We start from the raw sequence: 20,099 nt of genomic DNA on the forward strand, positions 1-20,099 counted from the left end.
CGGCGAGATATCTCGACCGGGGCTTTTTCTTGGGGACTTGAGGCTCGACCGCTCAGGCGAGCGTCTCTTCCTTGCGAACGAGCATATAGAACCGCGCGCAGAGCATGGCGGCCGCGGCCGCAAGTCCGATCAGGAAGCCATACCAGATGCCGATGCCGCCGAAACCGAGCGGGAAGGCAAGCAGCCAGGCGAGGAAGAAGCCGATCGGCCAATAGGCGATGAGCGCCATGATCATCGGCACGCGCGCGTCCTTCAACCCACGCAGCAATCCGTTTGCGATCACCTGCAGCCCGTCCACCAGCTGGAAAAGGCCGGCGACGACGATCAGAGGCGCGGCATAGGCAAGTACGCGCGGCGCATCGGCGGAGCTGACGTCGAGGAACCAGCTGCCCAGATATCGCGGGATGATCGCAAAGGTTATGCCGCCGGCGATCGCGATCGCGCAGGAGAGCACGACGACAGCGATCGACGCACGCACCAGCGCGGTATGGTCACCTCGGCCATGCGCGACGCCGACGAGAACGGTCGCCGCCTGCGAGAGCCCGAGCGGGATCATGAAGGCAATCGAGGCCCATTGCAGGGCAATGCCGTGGGCGGCGAGCTCAATGGTGCCGATGCGCCCCATCAGCAGCGATGCGGCCGTGAAAAGACTTACCTCCGCAAGAATGGTGACGCAGATCGGCAGGCCAAGGCGCACGACGTCCCACAGAGCGTGCCAATCCGGCCGCCAGAGCCGCACCAGCATCTCGTAGCGCCGCGTTTCCTCCCGCACCTGCACATAGGCAAGGATGAACAAGAAACCGGCGAGCTGCACGGCGACGGAAACAATCGCCGCCCCCTGCATGCCGAGTGCCGGCAGGCCAAAATGCCCGAGCACCAGCGCGTAGGCGAAAAACGCATTCATCGCCAGCGTTACGATGGTGACGTTGAGGATGACGCCCGCGCGACCGATGGCGCTCACCAGCGCCCGCACGACGTTGAAAAGCAGCCCAGGCAGTACGGCGTAGTGGCCGATCGCGATATATTCACCGGCGAGCTTCACCACCTCCGGCTTCTGGCCGGTTGCGATGAGAATGGATTCCGCGTGATAGAAGACCGGCTGCATCAGCAGCCAGTAGCCGGTGACGACCCACAGGCCCATGCGCAGCGAACGGCGGACGGAGACGACGTCGCCGCGGCCATAGGCCTGTGCGACCATGGGCACGACCGCGATCGCAAAGCCCGAGCCGAAAATCAGGATCGTGAACAGGAACTGCGCCGAGATAACCATAGCCGCAAGATGTTCGGCGCCCAGGCGTCCGACGATCATCACGTCGGTCGTGTTGATGCCGAGCTGCGCCAACTGCGCGCCGATCAGCGGTATGCCGAGCGCCAGGGTGGCGCGGAAATGCGCAGGCCACGAATTGTTGTTGTCGCGCGCTAACCGACGCGCATCGAGCGGCGTATCCATGTCCGAAACTCTTGAATCAAAACATCGCCGACGAAATCAATTCGAACAGGCGATGTGCTGTTTATATTGGCCGGTGACCGATCGGCGGCAACCGGCGCGAGCTCGCAAGGGCAAGCGCGGCCGGATAGCAAATATCGCGAACGATACATAAAAGCCAGCCGAAGGCGTCAATGTGCTGAAAAATTCACCAAAGCATCAATTATCTTGATGGTTTGCTAGGCAGATTCCGAAATCGCCGCGCTCTGCGACAGGCGAACGCGGGAGGCAAAGACGACGATCGCAACCAGGATGAAGAATCCCGCCATCGCATAAGGCGCGCCGGCAAAGGTAAAAGGCGCGTCCGCGCCCGTGAAGTGGCCGAATAATTGCGTGAAGATCAACGGACCGATGATCGTGGTGATGCTGCTCAAGCTTGCAAGCGCGCCCTGCAGTTCGCCCTGTGCCGACGGCGGCACCTGAGCGGATGCAATGCTGCGCAACGGAGGATCGGCAAGCGCTTCCAACGCGCTTGCGGCAATCACGGCGTAGACCATCCAGCCTTCCCAGGCGAGCGCAAAGCCGAGAAGACCGACACAGGAAAAAGCAAGCCCGACCACCGCCGTCCGCCGCTCCCCAAGTCTCGGCACGATGCGCGGCAGAACCACACCCATCACGAACGCGCTGCCGATGCCGTAGACGCCGAGCGACAATCCGATCTGCCCCTCGTTCCAGCCGTAGCGATAAGCGCTGACGAAGGACCAGACAGCGGGATAGACCGCATGCGCCAGCCAATAGAGGAAAAAGACAAGGCCGATCCAACCGATACCCGGGTAACGCCGCATCTGCCTGAGCGCTCCGAGCGGGTTCGCCCGCTTGAGTTCGAAGCGCCGGCGGTTTTCAGGCGCAAGCGTCTCCGGCAAGAGGAAGCAGGCAACGAAAAAATTGACGAAGGATAGCGCGGCCGCGCCGAAGAACGGCACGCGCGGACCAAGCTCGCCCAGAAAACCGCCGATGACAGGCCCGAGCACGAAGCCCGTTCCGAAGGCCATGCCGATCAGACCGAAATTCTTCGCCCTGTTACTGTCGTCGCTGATGTCGGCGATAAAGGCGGAACAGGTCGCGAAGCTGGCGCCGCTAATGCCCGCAAGCACGCGGCCGACGAACAGCATCCAATAGCTGACCGCAAGCGCGCAGATCAGGTTGTCGAGCCCGAATGTCAGCACCGATGCGAGCAGCACCGGCCGGCGCCCGAAGCGATCACTGAGATTGCCGATCAGCGGCGCAAATAGAAACTGCATGCCGGCATAGACGAGAAGCAGCCAGCCGCCGTCGACAGCCGCCTCGCTGATCGTCGCGCCGGTCAGCTGCTCCAGATAGGCCGGCAGCACCGGCATGATGATCGCGATGCCGATGACGTCCAGAAGCAGAATGACGAAGACGAGAGCAAGGCCGCGCCGGGCGAGTTTCGGATCGATCATGCGGTCTGCCCTACGATATTGCGGATTTCTGACGGCAAGGAGCGCATCAATAAGCGGCCGCAGCCGCCATTGCCCCTTCCCGAAGCATGGCCCAATCAACCACAAACTTTCATTTCGCGCCATGATGATCGGCGCAACACGCCATGGACGGCGCTTCCCCTTGCGCGCTATAGACAAGACCGTCGGAACGACCGAGAGAGCGGCGGATGGCATCTGGCGGCAAGGGTATCCTCTATTCGATCACGTCGTGCCTGCTGTGGCCGATGTTCTTTGCGCTCGGTCTCGCCGGAGCCTATTTCGCGTTTCAATCCTCCACGCCACTGCTTTGGTTCAATGTCGTGTACCTTCCGATCGTCGCTCTCATCGCCCTTGCGGAGCGCATCATGCCCTACGAGAGAAGCTGGCTCTCCAAGGACGGGGAGACATTCAACGACGTCGCCCACACATTGCTGACCAAAGGCACGGTACAGGTTGTCGCGGCAATCGGCGCGACGCTGCCGATGGGGGTGGCGACCCTCGCAACACCGTTCCTGAGCGCGCCTTTTCCCTACTGGCCCCATGACTGGCCATTGGTGCTGCAGATTGTCCTCGGCCTTTTCGTCGCCGAACTCGGACTCTATGTCGCCCATCGGGCCGCGCACGAAAATATGTTCATCTGGCGGTTTCACGCCCTGCATCACAGCGTCGGCCGGCTTTGGGTCGTCAACACCGGGCGGTTCCATTTCGTCGATTCGCTGTTCAAGATCGCTCTCAGCCAGGCGCCACTCTATCTTCTGGGCGCGCCACTGCCGGTGTTTTTGTGGATCGGAGCTGTTACCGCCTTCATCGGCCTCCTGACGCACTGCAATCTCGACGTCCGCACCGGCCCGTTGGACTACGTCTTCAGCACGCCGCGGCTTCATCGCTGGCACCATTCGCGGGTGCTGGTTGAAGGCAATACGAACTACTGCGAGAACCTGGTGCTGTGGGATCAGATTTTCGGCACCTATTTCAATCCTTCCCGGCCGTCCCCGATCGATATCGGCATCAGCGGCCGGATCTCGGAAAGCTTTTGGGGCCAGCTCACGCAACCCTTTTCGGCGAAGGGGGCAAAGCAGATTCTCGGACGTGCTCCGAAGGTCGCGCCCGAAGCTGCCAAGGAACCCTTCGTCAGCGACCAGCCGCAAACAAGCAGCGCCCGCGATTGATCAAACGCGGCGGTCTCGCCCGTGCGCCTCGGTGCCGGCGGTCGCGTTTCTTTCGAGCATGCGCTGCTCATGCTTCAGGAAATCGATGAAGGCGCGCAGCGGCGCCGGCATGTGGCGCCGGCTGGCATAATAGAGAAACGGTCCGGTAAAATCCGTATCCCACTCGGTAAGGATGCGCACAAGGCTGCCCTCGGCGATTGCGGGCGCCAGGAACTCCTCGAAGCTGCGAATGATCCCAAGCCCATGAACCGCCGCGCCCAGCTCCAGGGCGATCGCATTCGCGGCGAGACAGGCCGGTGGAGAAATGGCGATCGTTTCCCCTTGCCTTTCGAACTCCCACGGCAAGGCGGTGCCGCTCGCGAAGCGATGGCGAATGCAGCGGTGATCGAGGATGTCGCGCGGGTGCTGCGGCGTGCCGTTCGCCGCCAGATAGCCCGGCGATGCCGCGGTCACATATCGCTGCGTACGGGGGCCGATGGGCACCGCGATCATGTCGCGCTCCAGCCGCTCGTCATAACGCACACCGGCATCAAAGCCCGCAGCCAACACATCGATGAAGCTGTCCTCGGCCAGGATCTCGACGGAAATGCCGGGATGGGCGCTCAGGAACCGGTTGATCAGCGGCGGCATGATGACGGCGGCGGCAACGATCGGTACATTCAATCTCAGCGTTCCGCCGACGCTGTCGCGAAAGCTGTTGATGTCGTCGAGAGCGGTGGCAATGTCGCTCATCGCCGGCGACAGGCGTTCGATCAGCCGTTCGCCGGCCTCGGTCGGCGTGACGCTGCGGGTGGTGCGGTTTAGGAGACGGACACCGACGCGCTCTTCCAGCCGGCGAACAGCTTCGCTGAGCGACGAGGCCGAAACGCCGCGCTTGCGAGCGGCCTCGCGAAAGTTCCGCTCGCGGGCAACCGCGGCAAAGGCGTCGAGATCGGCAAGCGGCAGCTCCGTCATTGTACAAAATCCCGTACAACCTGTTCACATATATCTGTGTTATCGCACAAAGCCGATTGCGATAAAAGTATTCCGGAGGCGCCGAAGCGCTGAACGCGAAGGAGAACGAGATGCAGAAACACCAACTGGGCAAGACCGGCCCCGAAGTATCCGCCGTCGGCCTCGGCTGCATGGGCATGTCGGGCATGTACGGCCCGGCCAACCGTGACGAGAGCATTGCCACGCTCCATGCCGCCCTCGATGCCGGGATCAATCTCCTCGACACCGGAGATTTCTACGGCATGGGCCACAACGAAATGCTGATCGGCGAGGCGTTGAAGAGCCGCAACCGCGACGACGTCCTGCTCAGCGTCAAGTTTGGGGGCTTGCGCGATCCGGCTGCCGGCTGGAGCGGGTTCGACGCGCGTCCTGTCGCGGTCAAGAACTTTCTCGCCTATACGCTCCAGCGCCTCGGCGTCGACTACATCGACATCTATCGCCCTGCGCGCCTCGATCCGGCGGTGCCGATCGAAGAAACGATCGGCGCGATCGCGGATATGGTGAAAGCCGGCTACGTGCGCCACATCGGCCTTTCGGAGGTTGGCGCCGATACGATCCGCCGCGCCGCCGCCGTCCACCCGATCGTCGATCTGCAAATCGAGTATTCGCTGATCTCGCGCGGCATGGAAGACAAGATCCTACCGACCTGCCGGGAACTCGGCATCGGCATCACCGCCTACGGCGTGCTCTCGCGCGGCCTGATCAGCGGTCACTGGCAGAAGGGTGACGGCGGGGCGAAGGGTGATTTCCGCTCCTACAGCCCGCGCTTCCAGGAAGGCAACGTCGAAAAGAATCTAGAACTGGTCGAGGCGCTGCGCGAAATCGCCGATGCCAAGGGAGTTTCGGTCGCCCAGATCGCGATTGCCTGGGTCGCCGCGCAGGGCAAGGACATCGTTCCCGTGATCGGCGCCCGCCGCCGTGACCGCCTTACCGAGGCACTCGGCTACGCGGCGGTGAACCTGTCGGCGGACGACTTCGCTGCCATCGAACGGGCCGTGCCGAAGGGATCAGCCGTCGGCGGCCGCTACGTCGAAGCGCAGCTCGCGCATCTGGACAGTGAAAAGTAGAACTCGTCCGAGTTTCAAAGACCGCTCCACCGGCAAGGGGGAGCGGTCTCGACCAAATCAGAAGACCTGGAGACGATCACACCGGGTTCGAGAACGTGTCGCAAGCCGAGATCTTGCCGGAATCGAAGCCCTGCTTGAACCAACGCACGCGCTGCGCAGAAGTGCCGTGGTTGAAGCTTTCCGGCACGACGTAGCCCTGGCTGCGCTTCTGCAGCGTATCGTCGCCGATCTGTTGGGCCGCGTTCAACGCCTCTTCGAGGTCGCCTGCTTCCAGAATTCCTTTCTGCTGGGTGAACTTGCCCCAGACGCCGGCCAAACAATCCGCCTGTAGCTCGACGCGCACCGACATCTTGTTGGCCTCGGCCTCGCTCAAGTTCTGCCGCATCTGGTTGAACTTCGGCAGTATCCCGAGCAGGTTCTGGACGTGATGGCCGACCTCGTGCGCGACCACATAGGCCTGCGCGAAATCGCCCGACGCACCGAACTGATCCTTCATCTGCTGGAAGAAGGCCATGTCGAGATAGACCTTGTGATCGCTCGGGCAGTAGAATGGACCACTCGCCGCCGAGGCAAGTCCGCAGGCCGAATTGATGCGGCCGGAGAAGAGCACCAGCTTCGGCTCCTCGTATTCCTTGCCCATCGCCTGGAAAATGCCGTGCCAGGTATCCTCGGTCTCGGCGAGGATCGTCGCCACGAACTGCTTCATCTCGTCATTGGCGGGTGCCGGCGCCGAGCCGTCGCTCTGTTCGTACCCAGGGCCGGATGCCACGGTGCCGCCGTTCTGGTCGAGAACCTGCAGCATGTCGATGCCCATCGCCTTCAGCACCAGATAAATGACCACCAGAAAGATGATCATACCAATGCTCAAACCGCCGCCGGCGCGTCTCATGCCGCCACCGGGAAATCCCATGCCACCGCCACCGCGGCCGAACGGATTGCTGTCGAGACCGCCGGACGAACCGCGATCGTCCTCGATATTGTCGGACTGCCGACGCCCTTTCCATTCCATCTATACCTCCCCGTGGCCTGCTGGCCGCGAACTGATCATTTTCAGGTATATATCCGTCACCGACGGGAAAACCAGCAGATTGCACGCTTTCTATCGGGCGTCTTCCCCAACGCGCCTGCGCCAGGCAGACCAGCCGAGAAACAAAGCCGCGACCGCCAGAATGACGAGGGGCAAGATCTCATGACCGGTGAAGACGACCGCATTCATGATGCGCCCCGGCAACAGGGTGAAGACGCCGGCGCCGACGATGCCGCCGTAATAGAGGCCCGATACGGCGCGCTGATGCGCGGCGATGTCGTGACGGCGAGCGGCGGCGTAGGCCTGCCAACTGGCGTAGAGCACATAGATCGACAAAAGGTGGATCGGACCGAAGCCGTAAAACATATTGAGCGAATGGATGAAGAAACTGGAGAAAGCCGTCGCCACCATCAGCACAAGCCAGATCTTTCCAAGCAGACGATGACCGCGCGTGCCCTTCGGCCCCATCAATTGATAGGCGCCGAGCAGCGCTGCCGGCAGAACGACCGCCACGTGGAGGCGAATGGCAAGCGAAGCATCAAGAAGCGGCTCAAGTGTCATGACCAATCCCGATTGAAGCCAGAGACCGCCGAAGGATTGCATCGGCCGCAATCGTCATCGCAAGACGGTGCACCGAAACTTATGGCGATCCATCGGATTCGATTGCACGACAGATTGCGATGAAGCGAAATTCCTGTCCACCACGCGATTTAAGGGGTTCCGTTTGCAAAAACATTTGCCTATAAGCCGCTTCTAGCCTGAAAACACCATCGATATGCGCCCGGCCGGTGACCTCCCACCCTGGCCGGTTTTTCGCGCAGCTAGAAACGGATGAGAGCCCATGCCGAAGCGCCAAGATTTGAAATCGATCCTCATCATCGGCGCGGGTCCGATCGTCATCGGCCAGGCATGCGAATTCGACTACTCCGGCACCCAGGCCTGCAAGGCGCTGAAGGAGGAAGGCTACCGCGTCATCCTCGTCAATTCGAACCCGGCCACCATCATGACCGACCCCGGTTTGGCGGACGCCACCTACGTCGAGCCGATCACGCCCGAGGTCGTCGCCAAGATCATCGCCAAGGAGCGCCCGGACGCGCTGCTGCCGACCATGGGCGGCCAGACAGCTCTCAACACGGCGCTTTCCTTGAAGCGCATGGGCGTTCTCGACCGCTACAATGTCGAGATGATCGGCGCCAAGCCGGCCGCGATCGACATGGCCGAGGACCGCGCCCTGTTCCGCGAGGCAATGGCCCGCATCGGCCTTGAGACACCGCGCTCGATGCTGGCGAACGCCACCGACATCAAGGACACCGACCGCAAGACCCACGAGGTTGAGCGCGCCAAGCTGAAGGCGCAGCTCTCCGGCGCCGAACTCGACAACGCGCTCGACGCACTCGAAAATCAGTGGAACCTCGGCGAGAACGACCGCAAGCAGCGCTATATGAACCATGCGATGGCGATCGCGGCGCAGGCGCTTGACCAGGTCGGCCTGCCCGCCATCATCCGCCCCTCCTTCACGCTCGGTGGCACTGGCGGCGGCATCGCCTACAACCGTTCGGAATTCTTCGACATCGTCGGCGGCGGCCTCGATGCCTCGCCGACGACCGAAGTGCTGGTCGAAGAGTCGGTGCTCGGCTGGAAGGAATATGAAATGGAAGTCGTCCGCGACAAGGCGGACAACTGCATCATCATCTGCTCGATCGAAAACATCGATCCGATGGGCGTCCACACCGGCGATTCCATAACTGTCGCACCGGCGTTGACGCTGACGGACAAGGAATACCAGATCATGCGCAACGCCTCGATCGCGGTGCTGCGTGAGATCGGCGTCGAAACCGGCGGCTCGAACGTGCAGTTCGCGGTCAACCCGAAGGACGGCCGCCTCGTCGTCATCGAAATGAACCCGCGCGTATCGCGCTCCTCGGCTCTGGCGTCGAAAGCGACCGGCTTCCCGATCGCCAAGATTGCTGCCAAGCTCGCCATCGGCTACACCCTCGACGAACTCGAGAACGACATCACCGGCGGCGCGACACCTGCCTCGTTCGAGCCGTCGATCGACTATGTCGTCACCAAGATCCCGCGCTTCGCGTTCGAAAAGTTTCCAGGCGCCTCGCCGGTGCTGACGACAGCCATGAAGTCGGTCGGCGAAGTCATGGCGATCGGCCGCACTTTCGCGGAATCGCTCCAGAAGGCGCTTCGCGGTCTCGAAACGGGTCTTACCGGCCTCGACGAGATCGAAATCCCCGGCCTCGATGAGGAGAGCGACAATCACAACGCCATCCGCGCCGCCATCGGCACGCCGACGCCGGATCGGCTCCGCATGGTCGCCCAGGCGCTTCGTCTCGGCATGAGCCCGGAAGAAGTGCACGAGAGCTGCAAGATCGATCCCTGGTTCATCGCCCAGTTCAAGGCGATCGTCGACATGGAGGCTCGCATTCGCGAACACGGCCTGCCGGAAGACGCGACGAACCTGCGCATGCTGAAGGCGATGGGCTTCTCCGACGCCCGCCTCGCGACGCTCACCAAGAAGCGCCCGAAGGAAGTGGCGGAACTCAGAAACAGCCTCAACGTCCGGCCGGTGTTCAAGCGCATCGACACCTGCGCCGCCGAGTTCGCCTCGCCGACCGCCTACATGTACTCGACCTACGAGACGCCCTTCGTGGGCGTGGCGCGCTCGGAAGCGGAAGTCTCCGACCGCAAGAAGGTCGTCATCCTCGGCGGCGGTCCGAACCGCATCGGCCAGGGCATCGAATTCGACTATTGCTGCTGCCACGCCGCCTTCGCGCTGAAGGATGCCGGCTACGAAGCGATCATGATCAACTGCAACCCGGAAACGGTCTCCACCGACTACGACACCTCCGACCGCCTCTATTTCGAGCCGCTGACGGCAGAAGACGTCATCGAGATCCTGAAGACCGAGCAGGAAAACGGCGAAGTCGTCGGCGTTATCGTGCAGTTCGGCGGCCAGACACCGCTGAAGCTTGCCGAGGCGCTGGAAAAGAACGGCATCCCGATCCTCGGAACCGCGCCCGACGCGATCGACCTTGCCGAGGACCGCGACCGCTTCCAGAAGCTCTTGATGAAGCTCGACCTCAATCAGCCGAACAACGGCATTGCTTACTCGGTCGAACAGGCACGCCTTGTCGCTTCCGAGATTGGCTTCCCGCTGGTGGTGCGCCCCTCCTACGTGCTCGGCGGCCGCGCCATGCAGATCCTGCATTCTGAAGGCCAGCTGCAGAGCTATCTCCTCGACACCGTGCCGGAACTGGTGCCGGAGGATATCAAGCAGCGCTATCCGAACGACAAGACCGGCCAGATCAACACGCTGCTCGGCAAGAACCCGCTTTTGTTCGACAGCTATCTGAGCAACGCCATCGAAGTCGATGTCGATTGCCTTTCCGACGGCAAGGACGTCTATGTCGCCGGCATCATGGAGCACATCGAGGAAGCCGGCATCCATTCCGGCGACTCGGCATGCTCGCTGCCGCCGCGCTCGCTGCCCGTCGAGCTCCTGGATGAACTGGAGCGGCAAGCGAAAGCGATGGCCAAGGCGCTGAACGTCGGCGGCCTGATGAACGTGCAGTTCGCCATCAAGGACGGCACGGTCTACGTGCTGGAAGTCAACCCGCGCGCTTCGCGAACGGTGCCTTTCGTCGCCAAGACCATCGGCGCGCCGATCGCCAAGATCGCCGCCCGAGTCATGGCCGGCGAGACGCTCGACGCGGCTTTCGCCGCCTATGGCGAAAAGCCCGATCCGCGCAAGCTGAAGCATATCGCCGTCAAGGAAGCGGTCTTCCCGTTTGCCCGCTTCCCCGGCGTCGACACGCTGCTCGGTCCGGAAATGCGCTCGACCGGCGAAGTCATCGGCCTCGACACGGATTTCGCGCTGGCATTTGCCAAGTCGCAGCTCGGTGCCGGCGTCGAACTGCCGCGTGAGGGAACCGTGTTCGTCTCCGTCCGCGATGACGACAAGGCGCGCGTCCTGCCGATCGTCCATATGCTGGTCGATATCGGCTTCAAGGTTCTGGCGACCGGCGGCACCCAGCGCTTTCTCGCCGAAAACGGCATTACCGCCACCAAGGTCAACAAGGTGCTCGAGGGCCGCCCGCATGTGGAGGACGCGATCCGCAACCGTCAGGTCCAGCTGGTCGTCAATACCACCGACGGCAACAAGGCGATCTCCGATTCGAAGTCGCTGCGCCGCGCCACGCTGATGCAGAAGGTCCCCTACTACACGACGTTGGCCGGAGCCGAAGCCGCCGCCCAGGCGATCAAGGCATTGAAGGCCGGCAATCTGGAAGTGCGGCCGCTGCAGAGCTATTTCTGAGTAGGTCCGCAATGACGAAGCCCTTGCTCTACACGTATCACGCCGAGACGGTGATTAGCGAGCGAGGGCTTGATAAGCGCTGGGTCGAGGCGGTCGTCAGGCGACCGGATTGGCGCGCTCCTGATCCGTCTGGATCGGACATGGAGCGGCGCTTTGGCCGCATCACGGAACGCGATGGACGGTATCTTCGCGTTGTATGCGTGGAAAATACCGATTATATCCGTATAATCTCGGCATTCCTTGATCGAGGCGCCAGGAGACCTGAATGAACCCCTCCGTGAAATATGACGTCGATTCCAACGCCGCATACATTCGCTTTTCCTCCGAACAAGTATCGGAAAGCGCAGAGGTTTCTGAAGGGATTGTCCTCGACTACGACAGCGAAGGGCGGATAGTGGGCATGGAGGTTCTCGATGCCCGCGCCCACCTGCCGCCTGCTTTGCTGAGCCAGGCGGCGTAAAGTCTAATTCTGCCTGGAGCACGTCGCTACGCCGAAAACCGGCAAGGAAAGCCCTCCGAATTTGCTGGATATCGATGACGGCAATCTGATATAGGTTGTTAGTTGAATGACTGTAGCACGGTTCCGAAGCTTCCACTTCGGGACCTGTTTTCTTTTGTGTGTGCCGCTAGGCCACACGCGCAGTGAAGGACTAGAAAATGGTTGAAAAGGTACCGATGACGCAGAACGGGTTCGTCAAGCTGCAGGAAGAACTGCGCTGGCGTCAGCAGGAAGAGCGCCCGCGAATCATCGAGGCAATTTCCGAGGCGCGCGCCCATGGCGACCTGTCGGAAAACGCCGAGTACCATGCCGCCAAGGAAGCGCAGAGCCACAACGAAGGCCGCGTCGCCGAACTGGAAGACCTGACGGCTCGTGCAGAGGTCATCGACCTGACGAAGATGTCGGGCTCCAAGATCAAGTTCGGCGCCAAGGTGAAACTCATGGACGAGGATACCGACGAAGAACGGATCTATCAGATCGTCGGCGATCAGGAAGCCGATGTGAAGGCCGGCCGTATCTCGATCTCCTCACCGATCGCCCGCGCGCTGATCGGCAAGGAAGTCGGCGATTCGATCGAAGTCAACGCGCCGGGCGGCTCCAAGGCCTACGAGATCCTCGCCGTTTCCTGGGGTTGATCGACCATTGCGCGATCGTGACGCATCGCAAGCTCCCGACATGCGCGAAATCGAGATTATCGCGCCGAACTTCAAGCGCCGGCTCTCCGGCGTGACGTCGACCATCGTCCAGCTGATCCCGAAACAGATCGAGCTCGGATGCCGTATCGTCACGCTCGGGCCGGGCCTGCCCGCCCACTTGCCGAAACTTGACCTCTCCCGGCTTCCCGGCCTGTGGCTCCGCCCGCGCCGGCATGCGGTGCGTGTCTGGCACGCGCGGCGCAACAACGAGATGCTCGCGGGCCTCGTTCTGAAGTCGCTTCTCCGGATGCCGCTCAAGCTCGTCTTCACGTCAGCCGCCCAGCGCCGCCATTCGCGCTATACTCGCTGGCTGATCCGGCGCATGGACGCCGTCATTGCGACGAGCGACCGCTCCGGCAGCTTTCTCAAGGTGCCGCACACCGTCATCCAGCACGGCGTCGATCTCAAACTTTTCCATCCGCCGGAAACGGCCGACGACCGCATGGCGGCAACCGACCTGCCGGGCAAGTATCTGATCGGCTGCTTCGGCCGCGTCCGCCACCAGAAGGGCACTGACCTCTTCGTCAAGGCGATGATCGAGCTTTTGCCGCGCCATCCCGATTGGACCGCCGTCGTCTGCGGACGGGTCACCGCCGAGCACAAGGGCTTCGGCGAGGAGCTGACGAAATCGGTTGCCGACGCGGGCCTCAGCGACCGCATCCGTTTCCTCGGCGAGGTCCCCGACATCCGCCCCTGGTATCGGCGCGCGACGCTCTACGTAGCCCCTTCCCGCAACGAAGGTTTCGGCCTGACGCCGCTCGAGGCCATGGCCTCGTGCACGGCCGTCGTCGCCTCCGACGCCGGCGCCTATTCCGAAATGATCGTGCCGGGCGAAACCGGCGCCGTCGTGCCGGCCGGCGACGGCGAGGCGCTGACACGCGCGATCGCGGCCTATCTGTCCGATCCGGAAGAAACGCTTCGCCAGGGCGACAATGCCGTGCGCCACGTGCGGCTGAACTTCGCGTTGGAAAAAGAGGCGACCGCGATCAGTGCGATCTACGACCAGCTGCTTGGCGGACGGTAGTCCGGCCGGAAGTTTAAAGCTCCACGAGCCCCAGCTTCTTCACCTGCCGGATGGTCAGCATGGTGCGGACCGTGTCGACGTGCTCGTTGGCGGTCAGCACCTCGATCACGAAGTCCTGGAAGCGGGTGAGGTTTTCCGCCACGCAATGCAGGAGAAAGTCGCTATCGCCGGAAACCATCCAGGCTTGGCGCACGAGCGGCCACTCGGCGGTGGCCGCCGCGAAGGCCTTCAGGTTGCTCTCCGACTGGTGCTTCAGGCCGACCATGCAGAAGGCGACGAGGTCGAAGCCGAGCCTGGGGCTGTTCAGCATGGCGTGGTAACCCTCGATGACCCCGCCTTCCTCGAGTTTGCGCACGCGGCGCAGGCAGGGCGGCGCGGAGATGCCGACCCGGTCGGCCAGCTCCACGTTGGTCATGCGTCCGTCGCGCTGTAGTTCCCGCAGTATCTTGATGTCGATGGCGTCGAGGTCAGCGCGCAACACGGGTGTCGCCTTTCTTTAAATTGCAGTTCGCAGCTTCTATATAAACCTGGGAGCGTTACGCAACAAAGTTTCGCAAGAGTGACCGAATCTTACTTCGGCGTCTGGATGCCCTGTTAGTAATGCAAAGCTGCCCTTGAATAAATGCATGCGACAATCATAAATGGGACAGCGGATCGCGAAGCTGCCTTGCACGCCAAGGTAAGTTCATTTCCGAAGCGCTATCGTTGAAAGGACTACTTATGCCTGCCCGCCATACCAAGGTGCTGATTATCGGTTCCGGCCCCGCCGGCTACACAGCGGCGGTTTACGCCGCGCGCGCCATGCTGAAGCCGGTCTTGATCGCCGGCATGGAACAGGGCGGCCAGTTGATGATCACGACCGACGTCGAGAACTATCCGGGCTTCGCCGATCCCATCCAGGGACCGTGGCTGATGGACCAGATGCTGAAGCAGGCGACCCATGTCGGCGCCGAGATCGTCAACGACCTCGTGACCGAAGTGGATACCAACCAGCGCCCCTTCGTCGTGCGCACCGATTCAGGAACGGTCTGGACCGCCGATACGCTGATCATCGCAACCGGCGCCAAGGCGAAATGGCTGGGCATCGAGAGCGAACAGCACTTCCAGGGCTTTGGCGTTTCGGCCTGCGCCACCTGCGACGGCTTCTTCTATCGCAACAAGGATGTGATCGTGGTCGGTGGCGGCAACAGCGCCGTCGAGGAAGCGCTCTATCTGTCGAATATCGCGAAATCCGTGACCGTCGTGCATCGCCGCGACAGCTTCCGGTCGGAAAAGATCCTGCAGGAGCGCCTGTTCGCCAAGGCCAACATCAAGGTTCTCTGGAACACGGAAATCGCTGAAATCACCGGCACAACTGCCAAGCCGCCGATGCCGCCCTCCGTCTCGGGCGTACGTTTGCGCGACGCGCGAACCGGCGTGGTGAGCGACGTCACGATCGACGGTGTCTTCGTTGCAATCGGCCATGCGCCGGCAACCGAGCTCTTCAAGGGCAAGCTGAAACTCAAGGACAACGGCTATCTCTGGACCGCGCCGGATTCCACGGCGACGAGCCTTGAGGGTGTCTATGCCGCCGGCGACGTCACCGACGACACCTTCCGCCAGGCAATCACCGCCGCCGGCTTGGGCTGCATGGCAGCTCTCGAAGCCGAACGCTATCTCGCCGGGCATCTGCCGGTGGCCGTGGCTGCGGAGTAACGCAGCCGATGAGGGGACCGGGCATGCCATTGGATTGGGACAAGCTGCGTATCTTTCACGCAGCTGCGGAAGCAGGCTCGTTCACCCATGCGGCAGACAAGCTGCATCTGTCTCAATCGGCCATCAGCCGGCAGGTGAGTTCGTTGGAGCAGGATGTCGGCATCAAGCTCTTCCATCGCCATGCCCGCGGCCTCATCCTCACCGAGCAGGGCGAGCTTCTCTACCGCACGGCCCATGACGTGCTCCTGAAGCTCGAAACGGTGAAGATGCAGCTTACCGAGACGACCGACAAGCCGAGCGGCAAGCTGCGCGTGACGACGACGGTGGGTCTTGGCCAGGGCTGGCTCACCGACAAGATCCAGGAGTTCCTGAACCTCTATCCGGACATGCAGATCCAGCTCATCCTCGACAACGAGGAGCTGGACGTGAACATGCGGCACGCCGACTGCGCTATCCGCCTTCGCCAGCCGCAACAGTCGGACCTCATCCAGCGCAAGCTGTTTACCGTGCATATGCACGTCTATGCGGCCCCCTCCTATATCAACCGTCACGGCGAGCCCCAGTCGGTCGAGGATCTGGACGACCACCGCATCATTTCCTTCGGCGAGCCGGCGCCGAACTACCTTCTGGACGTCAACTGGCTGGAAATCGCCGGGCGCTCCTCCGACAACAAACGAATCCCGCATCTGCAGATCAACAGTCAGACATCCATCAAGCGCGCCTGCCTGCTGGGAATAGGTGTCGCCTGTCTGCCAGACTATATCGTCGGCCGCGATCCGGGGTTGATCCAGCTCGCGATCAACGCCGACGTCCCCTCGTTCGACACTTATTTTTGCTATCCGGACGAAATGAAAAACGCGGCAAAGCTGAAGGTCTTCCGCGACTTTATCGTAGCAAAAGCCCGTAACTGGAACTTCTGATTGTCTTATTCCCCCGACGAAATATACGGGCGTGCATAACGCGCATAGCTGCTATGCACCAAACGGAATTGTAGTCTGCCCATTAAAGAACCATATCGCTCATAGCTGATGCATATGGTGGCTTTCCTCCCAGTTCCACCGCAGCAGCTGTTCCCCTCTGGAGGTTTTAACCTTCACACCTATAAAGGGCCCTGGTTCATCCGGTGGCCCTCTTTTTTTGCATTTTCTTCTTTGACCTGTCCCGACCGTGCGAATGCATAGCTGCTATGCACAAAAATTCATTGCGCACTGCACAAATTGACAGCATATAGCACATAGCTGATGCACATGGTGGCTTTCCTCCCAGTTCCACCGCAGCAGCTGTTCCCCTCTGGAGGTTTTAACCTTCACACCTATAAGGGCCCGGGTTCACTCCTGTGGCCCTCTTTTTTTGCCTTAAATTTCAGCAGTTCATCAAAGCGCCGTGCTCACGGGCATGTGATGTTTCTCCTCTTGTCGTATCGGTAATGATCGATATATGTATCGCCACAATCAAATATTGCGGGGCGGCATGGACCGGGACGATATACTCAAAGCATTGGCGCATCCGGCGCGGCTGGAGATCCTCAACTGGCTGAAAAAACCAGAAGAGCATTTCTCCGGCCAGGAGCATCCGCTCGAAATGGGCGTCTGCGCCGGTCAGTTCGAGCGCTGCGGCCTGTCGCAATCCACCGTCTCTGCGCATCTGAGCACCCTTCAGCGTGCCGACCTCGTCACCACCCGCCGTGTAGGCCAGTGGATTTTCTACAAGCGCAACGAGGAAACGATCGCCGCTTTCCTTGCTTGTCTGCAGAAGGAACTTTGACGGACCGCCTCCCCTTCCCGTCCCGGCATAGCCCGCGCGGAATTTCGCCTGCCACTTTCAAAAAAGGAAAGGACTTTCCATGGCCAAACTATTCGAACCGACAAAGCTCGGCGATATTGCCATCGCCAACCGCGTCGTCATGGCACCCCTGACGCGCAACCGCTCGCCGAACGCCGTTCCGAACGATCTGAACGTCAAGTATTACACACAGCGCGCCAGCGCCGGCCTGATCATCACCGAGGCCACCGCGATTACGCATCAGGGTCAGGGCTACGCCGACGTTCCGGGGCTTTATAGCAAGGAAGCGTTGGCGGGCTGGAAGCGCGTAACCGATGCCGTTCACGCCAACGGCGGCAAGATCGTCGTGCAGCTCTGGCACGTCGGCCGCATCTCCCACACGACGCTGCAGCCCAACGGCGGCAAGCCGGTATCCTCGACATCGAAGACTGCCAAGTCGAAGACCTATCTCGTCAATCCCGACGGCACCGGCAGCTTTGTGCCCACCTCCGAGCCGCGCGCGCTCGAAACCTCCGAAATTCCGGGCATTGTCGAGGATTTCCGCAAGGCCGCACGCGCCGCGATCGACACCGGCTTCGACGGCGTCGAAATCCATGGCGCCAACGGCTATCTCATCGACCAGTTCCTGCGCGCCGACATCAATGACCGGGCGGACCAATACGGCGGTTCGATCGAAAACCGTGCCCGCCTCCTCTTTGAGGTCGTCGATGCCGTGACGAAGGAAATCGGTGCGGGCCGCACGGCCATTCGCATTTCGCCGGTAACGCCCGCCAACGATGCATCGGATACCGATCCGCAGACGCTGTTCACCTATGTGGTCGAGGGTCTTGCCAAGTATGGTCTCTCCTACATCCACGTGGTCGAAGGCCAGACCGGCGGCGCCCGCGACTACCAGCAGGGTGACAAGCCCTTCGACTGGGACGCGTTGCACGCCGCCTACAAGGCAGCAAGCGGCAAGTCCGCCTGGATGCTCAACAACGGCTATACGCGCGAGATGGCTATCGAAGCTGTCAAGAGCGGCAAGGCCGATACGATCGCCTTCGGCAAGCTCTTCATCGCCAATCCGGATCTGGTCCAGCGCTTGAAGGACAACGCACCGCTCAACACGCTCGACACGGCGACCCTCTACGGCGGCGGCGCACACGGCTATGCCGACTATCCGACGCTGGAAACGGTAGCGGCGTAGGGCCTCGCCGCCCAAGCGAGCACCTCGGACCCCGCCACCGGCGGGGTCTTCATTTGAGGAGCACGATTTCGCCCGCGGCCTCCGACTTTGTCCTTTGCATCGTAGAGCCCGCATGATCAGGCGCGAAGTCACGCAGCTAGTCCGCTCAAAAAGCAATTGCATCTGTCGTCGCTCCAGACGAAAGTTCCGTCGGAGGCCGGGACGTATCTCTCTTCTTGACGGTTTGACATCGCAAGCGATGGGGCGTCTGGACGATTGAGGCGAAGCAGCGGCGTTGGGTTCTCTGGAGGGGGGGCGATGAGTTACGCCGCGCGCAGCACCATCTGGATCATTCTCTACCTGCTCTTCATCCTCGCGCCCCTGTTCATCCTGCTTGCCGGCCCCACGCCGCCGGCGCGCGATTTCTGGACCGAGTTCTCCGCCGCCCTCGGCTACGCCGGCTTGTCGATGATGGGCCTCCAATTCGGCCTCACCGCCCGCTTCCGCTACGTCACGGAGCCCTGGGGCGAGGACGTGATCTATCACTTCCACCGCAAGATCTCGCTGATCGCGGTCGCCCTGGTGATCGCCCACCCGTTGATCCTGTTTGCCGTACGGCCGGAGCTGCTGGCGCTGCTCAATTCGTTCACCGCGCCGTGGCGGGCGCGCTTCGCCGCGATCTCCACCTATTCGCTGATCGCCATCGTCGTCATGGCGCTCTGGCGGGTGAAGCTGAGGATCAGCTACGAAACTTGGCATATCAGCCATATCGTCCTTGCCGTTGTCGCGGTGACGGCGGGTCTCGCTCACATGGTCGGATGGGGCGTCTATCTGGTCGACCCCTGGAAGCGCGCACTGTGGCTTGCGCTGACGCTATTCTGGATCGCGCTGCTGCTCCATGTGCGCATCGTCAAGCCGCTTTTCATGCTGCGGCGGCCCTACCGTGTCGCGGAACTCAGGCAGGAGCGCGGCGACACCTTTACGCTGGCGATGGACCCGGTCGGCCATGCGGGCTTCCGGTTCCGTCCCGGCCAGTTCGGCTGGCTCACGGTCCGCAACAGCCCTTTCAGGATCACGGGTCACCCGTTCTCCTTCTCCTCCAGTGCCGAGGCACAGGGCGGCCGGGTCGAAATGTCGATCCGCAAACTCGGCGACTTCACCAGCGGCATCAACCCGTCGGCCAGCGCGTCTACCTCGACGGCCCCTACGGCGCCTTCACCATCGGCAATCCGGCCGACATGCATGTGCTGATCGCCGGCGGCGTCGGCATCACCCCGATGATGAGCATGATCCGCACGCTCGCCGACCGGGGCGACCGGCGGCCCGTCGTGCTCCTCTACGGCAGCAAGGACTGGGACTCGATCACGTTTCGCGAGGAACTGGAGGCGATGAAATCACGGCTGGATCTCACCCTCGTCCACGTGCTGTCGCAGCCGCCGGCGGACTGGACGGGAGAGCGCGGCTATGTCGACGCCGAAGTGTTCCGGCGTCACCTGCCCCCGCCCTATGCCAGCCACGAATATTTTATCTGCGGACCCGATGTGATGATGGATTCGATCGAGAATGCGCTCGAGGAACTCGGCGTACCGATGTCGAAATACCATTCCGAACGCTATAGTTTCGTCTGATCCAGACGCCTTGCCGTATCGTAAAATGCTGGATCTGTTTTGAGGAGATCTCAATGCGCCGCCTGTTTGCTGACCGCCTGGTGCTCTTCACGGGAGCGATCAT

General features: G+C 61.8%; 19 protein-coding genes. 13 read left to right on the plus strand and 6 right to left on the minus strand.

Annotated elements, in window-relative coordinates; all coding sequences use genetic code 11:
• Positions 1-52: 52 nt before the first annotated feature.
• Both AB4048_RS08900 and AB4048_RS08905 read right to left on the minus strand, forming a co-directional pair.
• Positions 53-1,450 (minus strand): MATE family efflux transporter, encoded by a 1,398-nt coding sequence (locus AB4048_RS08900; RefSeq protein WP_442201576.1) that lies wholly within the window; start codon positions 1,448-1,450, stop codon positions 53-55.
• Between the two features lie 215 nt (positions 1,451-1,665).
• The gene (locus tag AB4048_RS08905) at positions 1,666-2,907 is read right to left on the minus strand and encodes a TCR/Tet family MFS transporter (RefSeq protein WP_442201577.1); all 1,242 of its coding nucleotides are present in this window, start codon (positions 2,905-2,907) and stop codon (positions 1,666-1,668) included.
• A gap of 206 nt (positions 2,908-3,113) precedes the next feature.
• Between AB4048_RS08905 and AB4048_RS08910 the strand changes: the two genes are divergently transcribed.
• Positions 3,114-4,094, plus strand: coding sequence for a sterol desaturase family protein (locus AB4048_RS08910; RefSeq protein ID WP_442201578.1), 981 nt, complete (start codon positions 3,114-3,116; stop codon positions 4,092-4,094).
• Here AB4048_RS08910 and AB4048_RS08915 read toward each other — a convergent pair whose 3' ends face one another.
• On the minus strand, positions 4,095-5,048 hold the full coding sequence (locus AB4048_RS08915) for a LysR family transcriptional regulator (RefSeq protein WP_442201579.1): 954 nt from the start codon (positions 5,046-5,048) through the stop codon (positions 4,095-4,097).
• 110 nt (positions 5,049-5,158) lie between these two features.
• Between AB4048_RS08915 and AB4048_RS08920 the strand changes: the two genes are divergently transcribed.
• Complete coding sequence (locus AB4048_RS08920) at positions 5,159-6,154, plus strand: aldo/keto reductase (protein WP_442201580.1); 996 nt, start codon at positions 5,159-5,161, stop codon at positions 6,152-6,154.
• A 76-nt stretch (positions 6,155-6,230) separates the two neighbouring features.
• Here the strand turns inward: AB4048_RS08920 and ypfJ are convergent, their stop codons facing one another.
• Both ypfJ and AB4048_RS08930 read right to left on the minus strand, forming a co-directional pair.
• Positions 6,231-7,163, minus strand: a complete 933-nt coding sequence (ypfJ, locus tag AB4048_RS08925) for a KPN_02809 family neutral zinc metallopeptidase (protein WP_442201581.1) — start codon at positions 7,161-7,163, stop codon at positions 6,231-6,233.
• 90 nt (positions 7,164-7,253) lie between these two features.
• Positions 7,254-7,742: a DUF2306 domain-containing protein gene (locus tag AB4048_RS08930; RefSeq protein WP_442201582.1), complete on the minus strand. Its 489-nt coding sequence runs from the start codon at positions 7,740-7,742 to the stop codon at positions 7,254-7,256.
• A 280-nt stretch (positions 7,743-8,022) separates the two neighbouring features.
• On the opposite strand from AB4048_RS08930, the gene carB reads away from it, so the two are divergent.
• The 5 genes from carB (at position 8,023) to AB4048_RS08955 (ending at position 13,726) form a co-directional block, all read left to right on the plus strand.
• Positions 8,023-11,508 (plus strand): carbamoyl-phosphate synthase large subunit, encoded by a 3,486-nt coding sequence (gene carB, locus AB4048_RS08935; RefSeq protein WP_442201583.1) that lies wholly within the window; start codon positions 8,023-8,025, stop codon positions 11,506-11,508.
• An 11-nt stretch (positions 11,509-11,519) separates the two neighbouring features.
• Positions 11,520-11,777, plus strand: coding sequence for a DUF4258 domain-containing protein (locus AB4048_RS08940; RefSeq protein ID WP_442201584.1), 258 nt, complete (start codon positions 11,520-11,522; stop codon positions 11,775-11,777).
• On the plus strand, positions 11,774-11,968 hold the full coding sequence (locus tag AB4048_RS08945; RefSeq protein WP_442201585.1) for a DUF2283 domain-containing protein: 195 nt from the start codon (positions 11,774-11,776) through the stop codon (positions 11,966-11,968). The genes AB4048_RS08940 and AB4048_RS08945 overlap by 4 nt, the downstream gene beginning before the upstream one ends.
• A gap of 197 nt (positions 11,969-12,165) precedes the next feature.
• A complete protein-coding gene (greA, locus tag AB4048_RS08950) occupies positions 12,166-12,642 on the plus strand; it encodes a transcription elongation factor GreA (RefSeq protein WP_442201586.1) in 477 nt (158 codons plus the stop codon).
• Between the two features lie 40 nt (positions 12,643-12,682).
• Positions 12,683-13,726: a glycosyltransferase family 4 protein gene (locus tag AB4048_RS08955; RefSeq protein WP_442201587.1), complete on the plus strand. Its 1,044-nt coding sequence runs from the start codon at positions 12,683-12,685 to the stop codon at positions 13,724-13,726.
• A 13-nt stretch (positions 13,727-13,739) separates the two neighbouring features.
• On the opposite strand, the gene AB4048_RS08960 is transcribed toward AB4048_RS08955, so the two are convergent.
• Complete coding sequence (locus tag AB4048_RS08960; RefSeq protein ID WP_442201588.1) at positions 13,740-14,207, minus strand: Lrp/AsnC family transcriptional regulator; 468 nt, start codon at positions 14,205-14,207, stop codon at positions 13,740-13,742.
• 239 nt (positions 14,208-14,446) lie between these two features.
• On the opposite strand from AB4048_RS08960, the gene trxB reads away from it, so the two are divergent.
• From trxB to AB4048_RS08990, 6 genes are all read left to right on the plus strand, one after another.
• Positions 14,447-15,421 (plus strand): thioredoxin-disulfide reductase, encoded by a 975-nt coding sequence (gene trxB / locus AB4048_RS08965; protein WP_442201589.1) that lies wholly within the window; start codon positions 14,447-14,449, stop codon positions 15,419-15,421.
• Between the two features lie 23 nt (positions 15,422-15,444).
• Positions 15,445-16,341 (plus strand): LysR family transcriptional regulator VtlR, encoded by an 897-nt coding sequence (locus AB4048_RS08970; protein ID WP_442201590.1) that lies wholly within the window; start codon positions 15,445-15,447, stop codon positions 16,339-16,341.
• Positions 16,342-16,891: 550 nt separating this feature from the next.
• Positions 16,892-17,185 carry an ArsR/SmtB family transcription factor gene (locus AB4048_RS08975; RefSeq protein ID WP_442201672.1) on the plus strand — a complete coding sequence of 98 codons (294 nt, stop codon included), beginning with the start codon at positions 16,892-16,894 and terminating at the stop codon, positions 17,183-17,185.
• A gap of 79 nt (positions 17,186-17,264) precedes the next feature.
• Positions 17,265-18,389, plus strand: coding sequence for an alkene reductase (locus AB4048_RS08980; protein ID WP_442201591.1), 1,125 nt, complete (start codon positions 17,265-17,267; stop codon positions 18,387-18,389).
• 297 nt (positions 18,390-18,686) lie between these two features.
• Complete coding sequence (locus AB4048_RS08985; protein WP_442201592.1) at positions 18,687-19,619, plus strand: ferredoxin reductase family protein; 933 nt, start codon at positions 18,687-18,689, stop codon at positions 19,617-19,619.
• Complete coding sequence (locus tag AB4048_RS08990) at positions 19,607-19,996, plus strand: ferredoxin--NADP reductase (protein WP_442201593.1); 390 nt, start codon at positions 19,607-19,609, stop codon at positions 19,994-19,996. The genes AB4048_RS08985 and AB4048_RS08990 overlap by 13 nt, the downstream gene beginning before the upstream one ends.
• Positions 19,997-20,099 lie beyond the last annotated feature (103 nt).

The organism is Rhizobium sp. RAF56 (genome assembly GCF_052113965.1).
GTDB lineage: Bacteria > Pseudomonadota > Alphaproteobacteria > Rhizobiales > Rhizobiaceae > Rhizobium.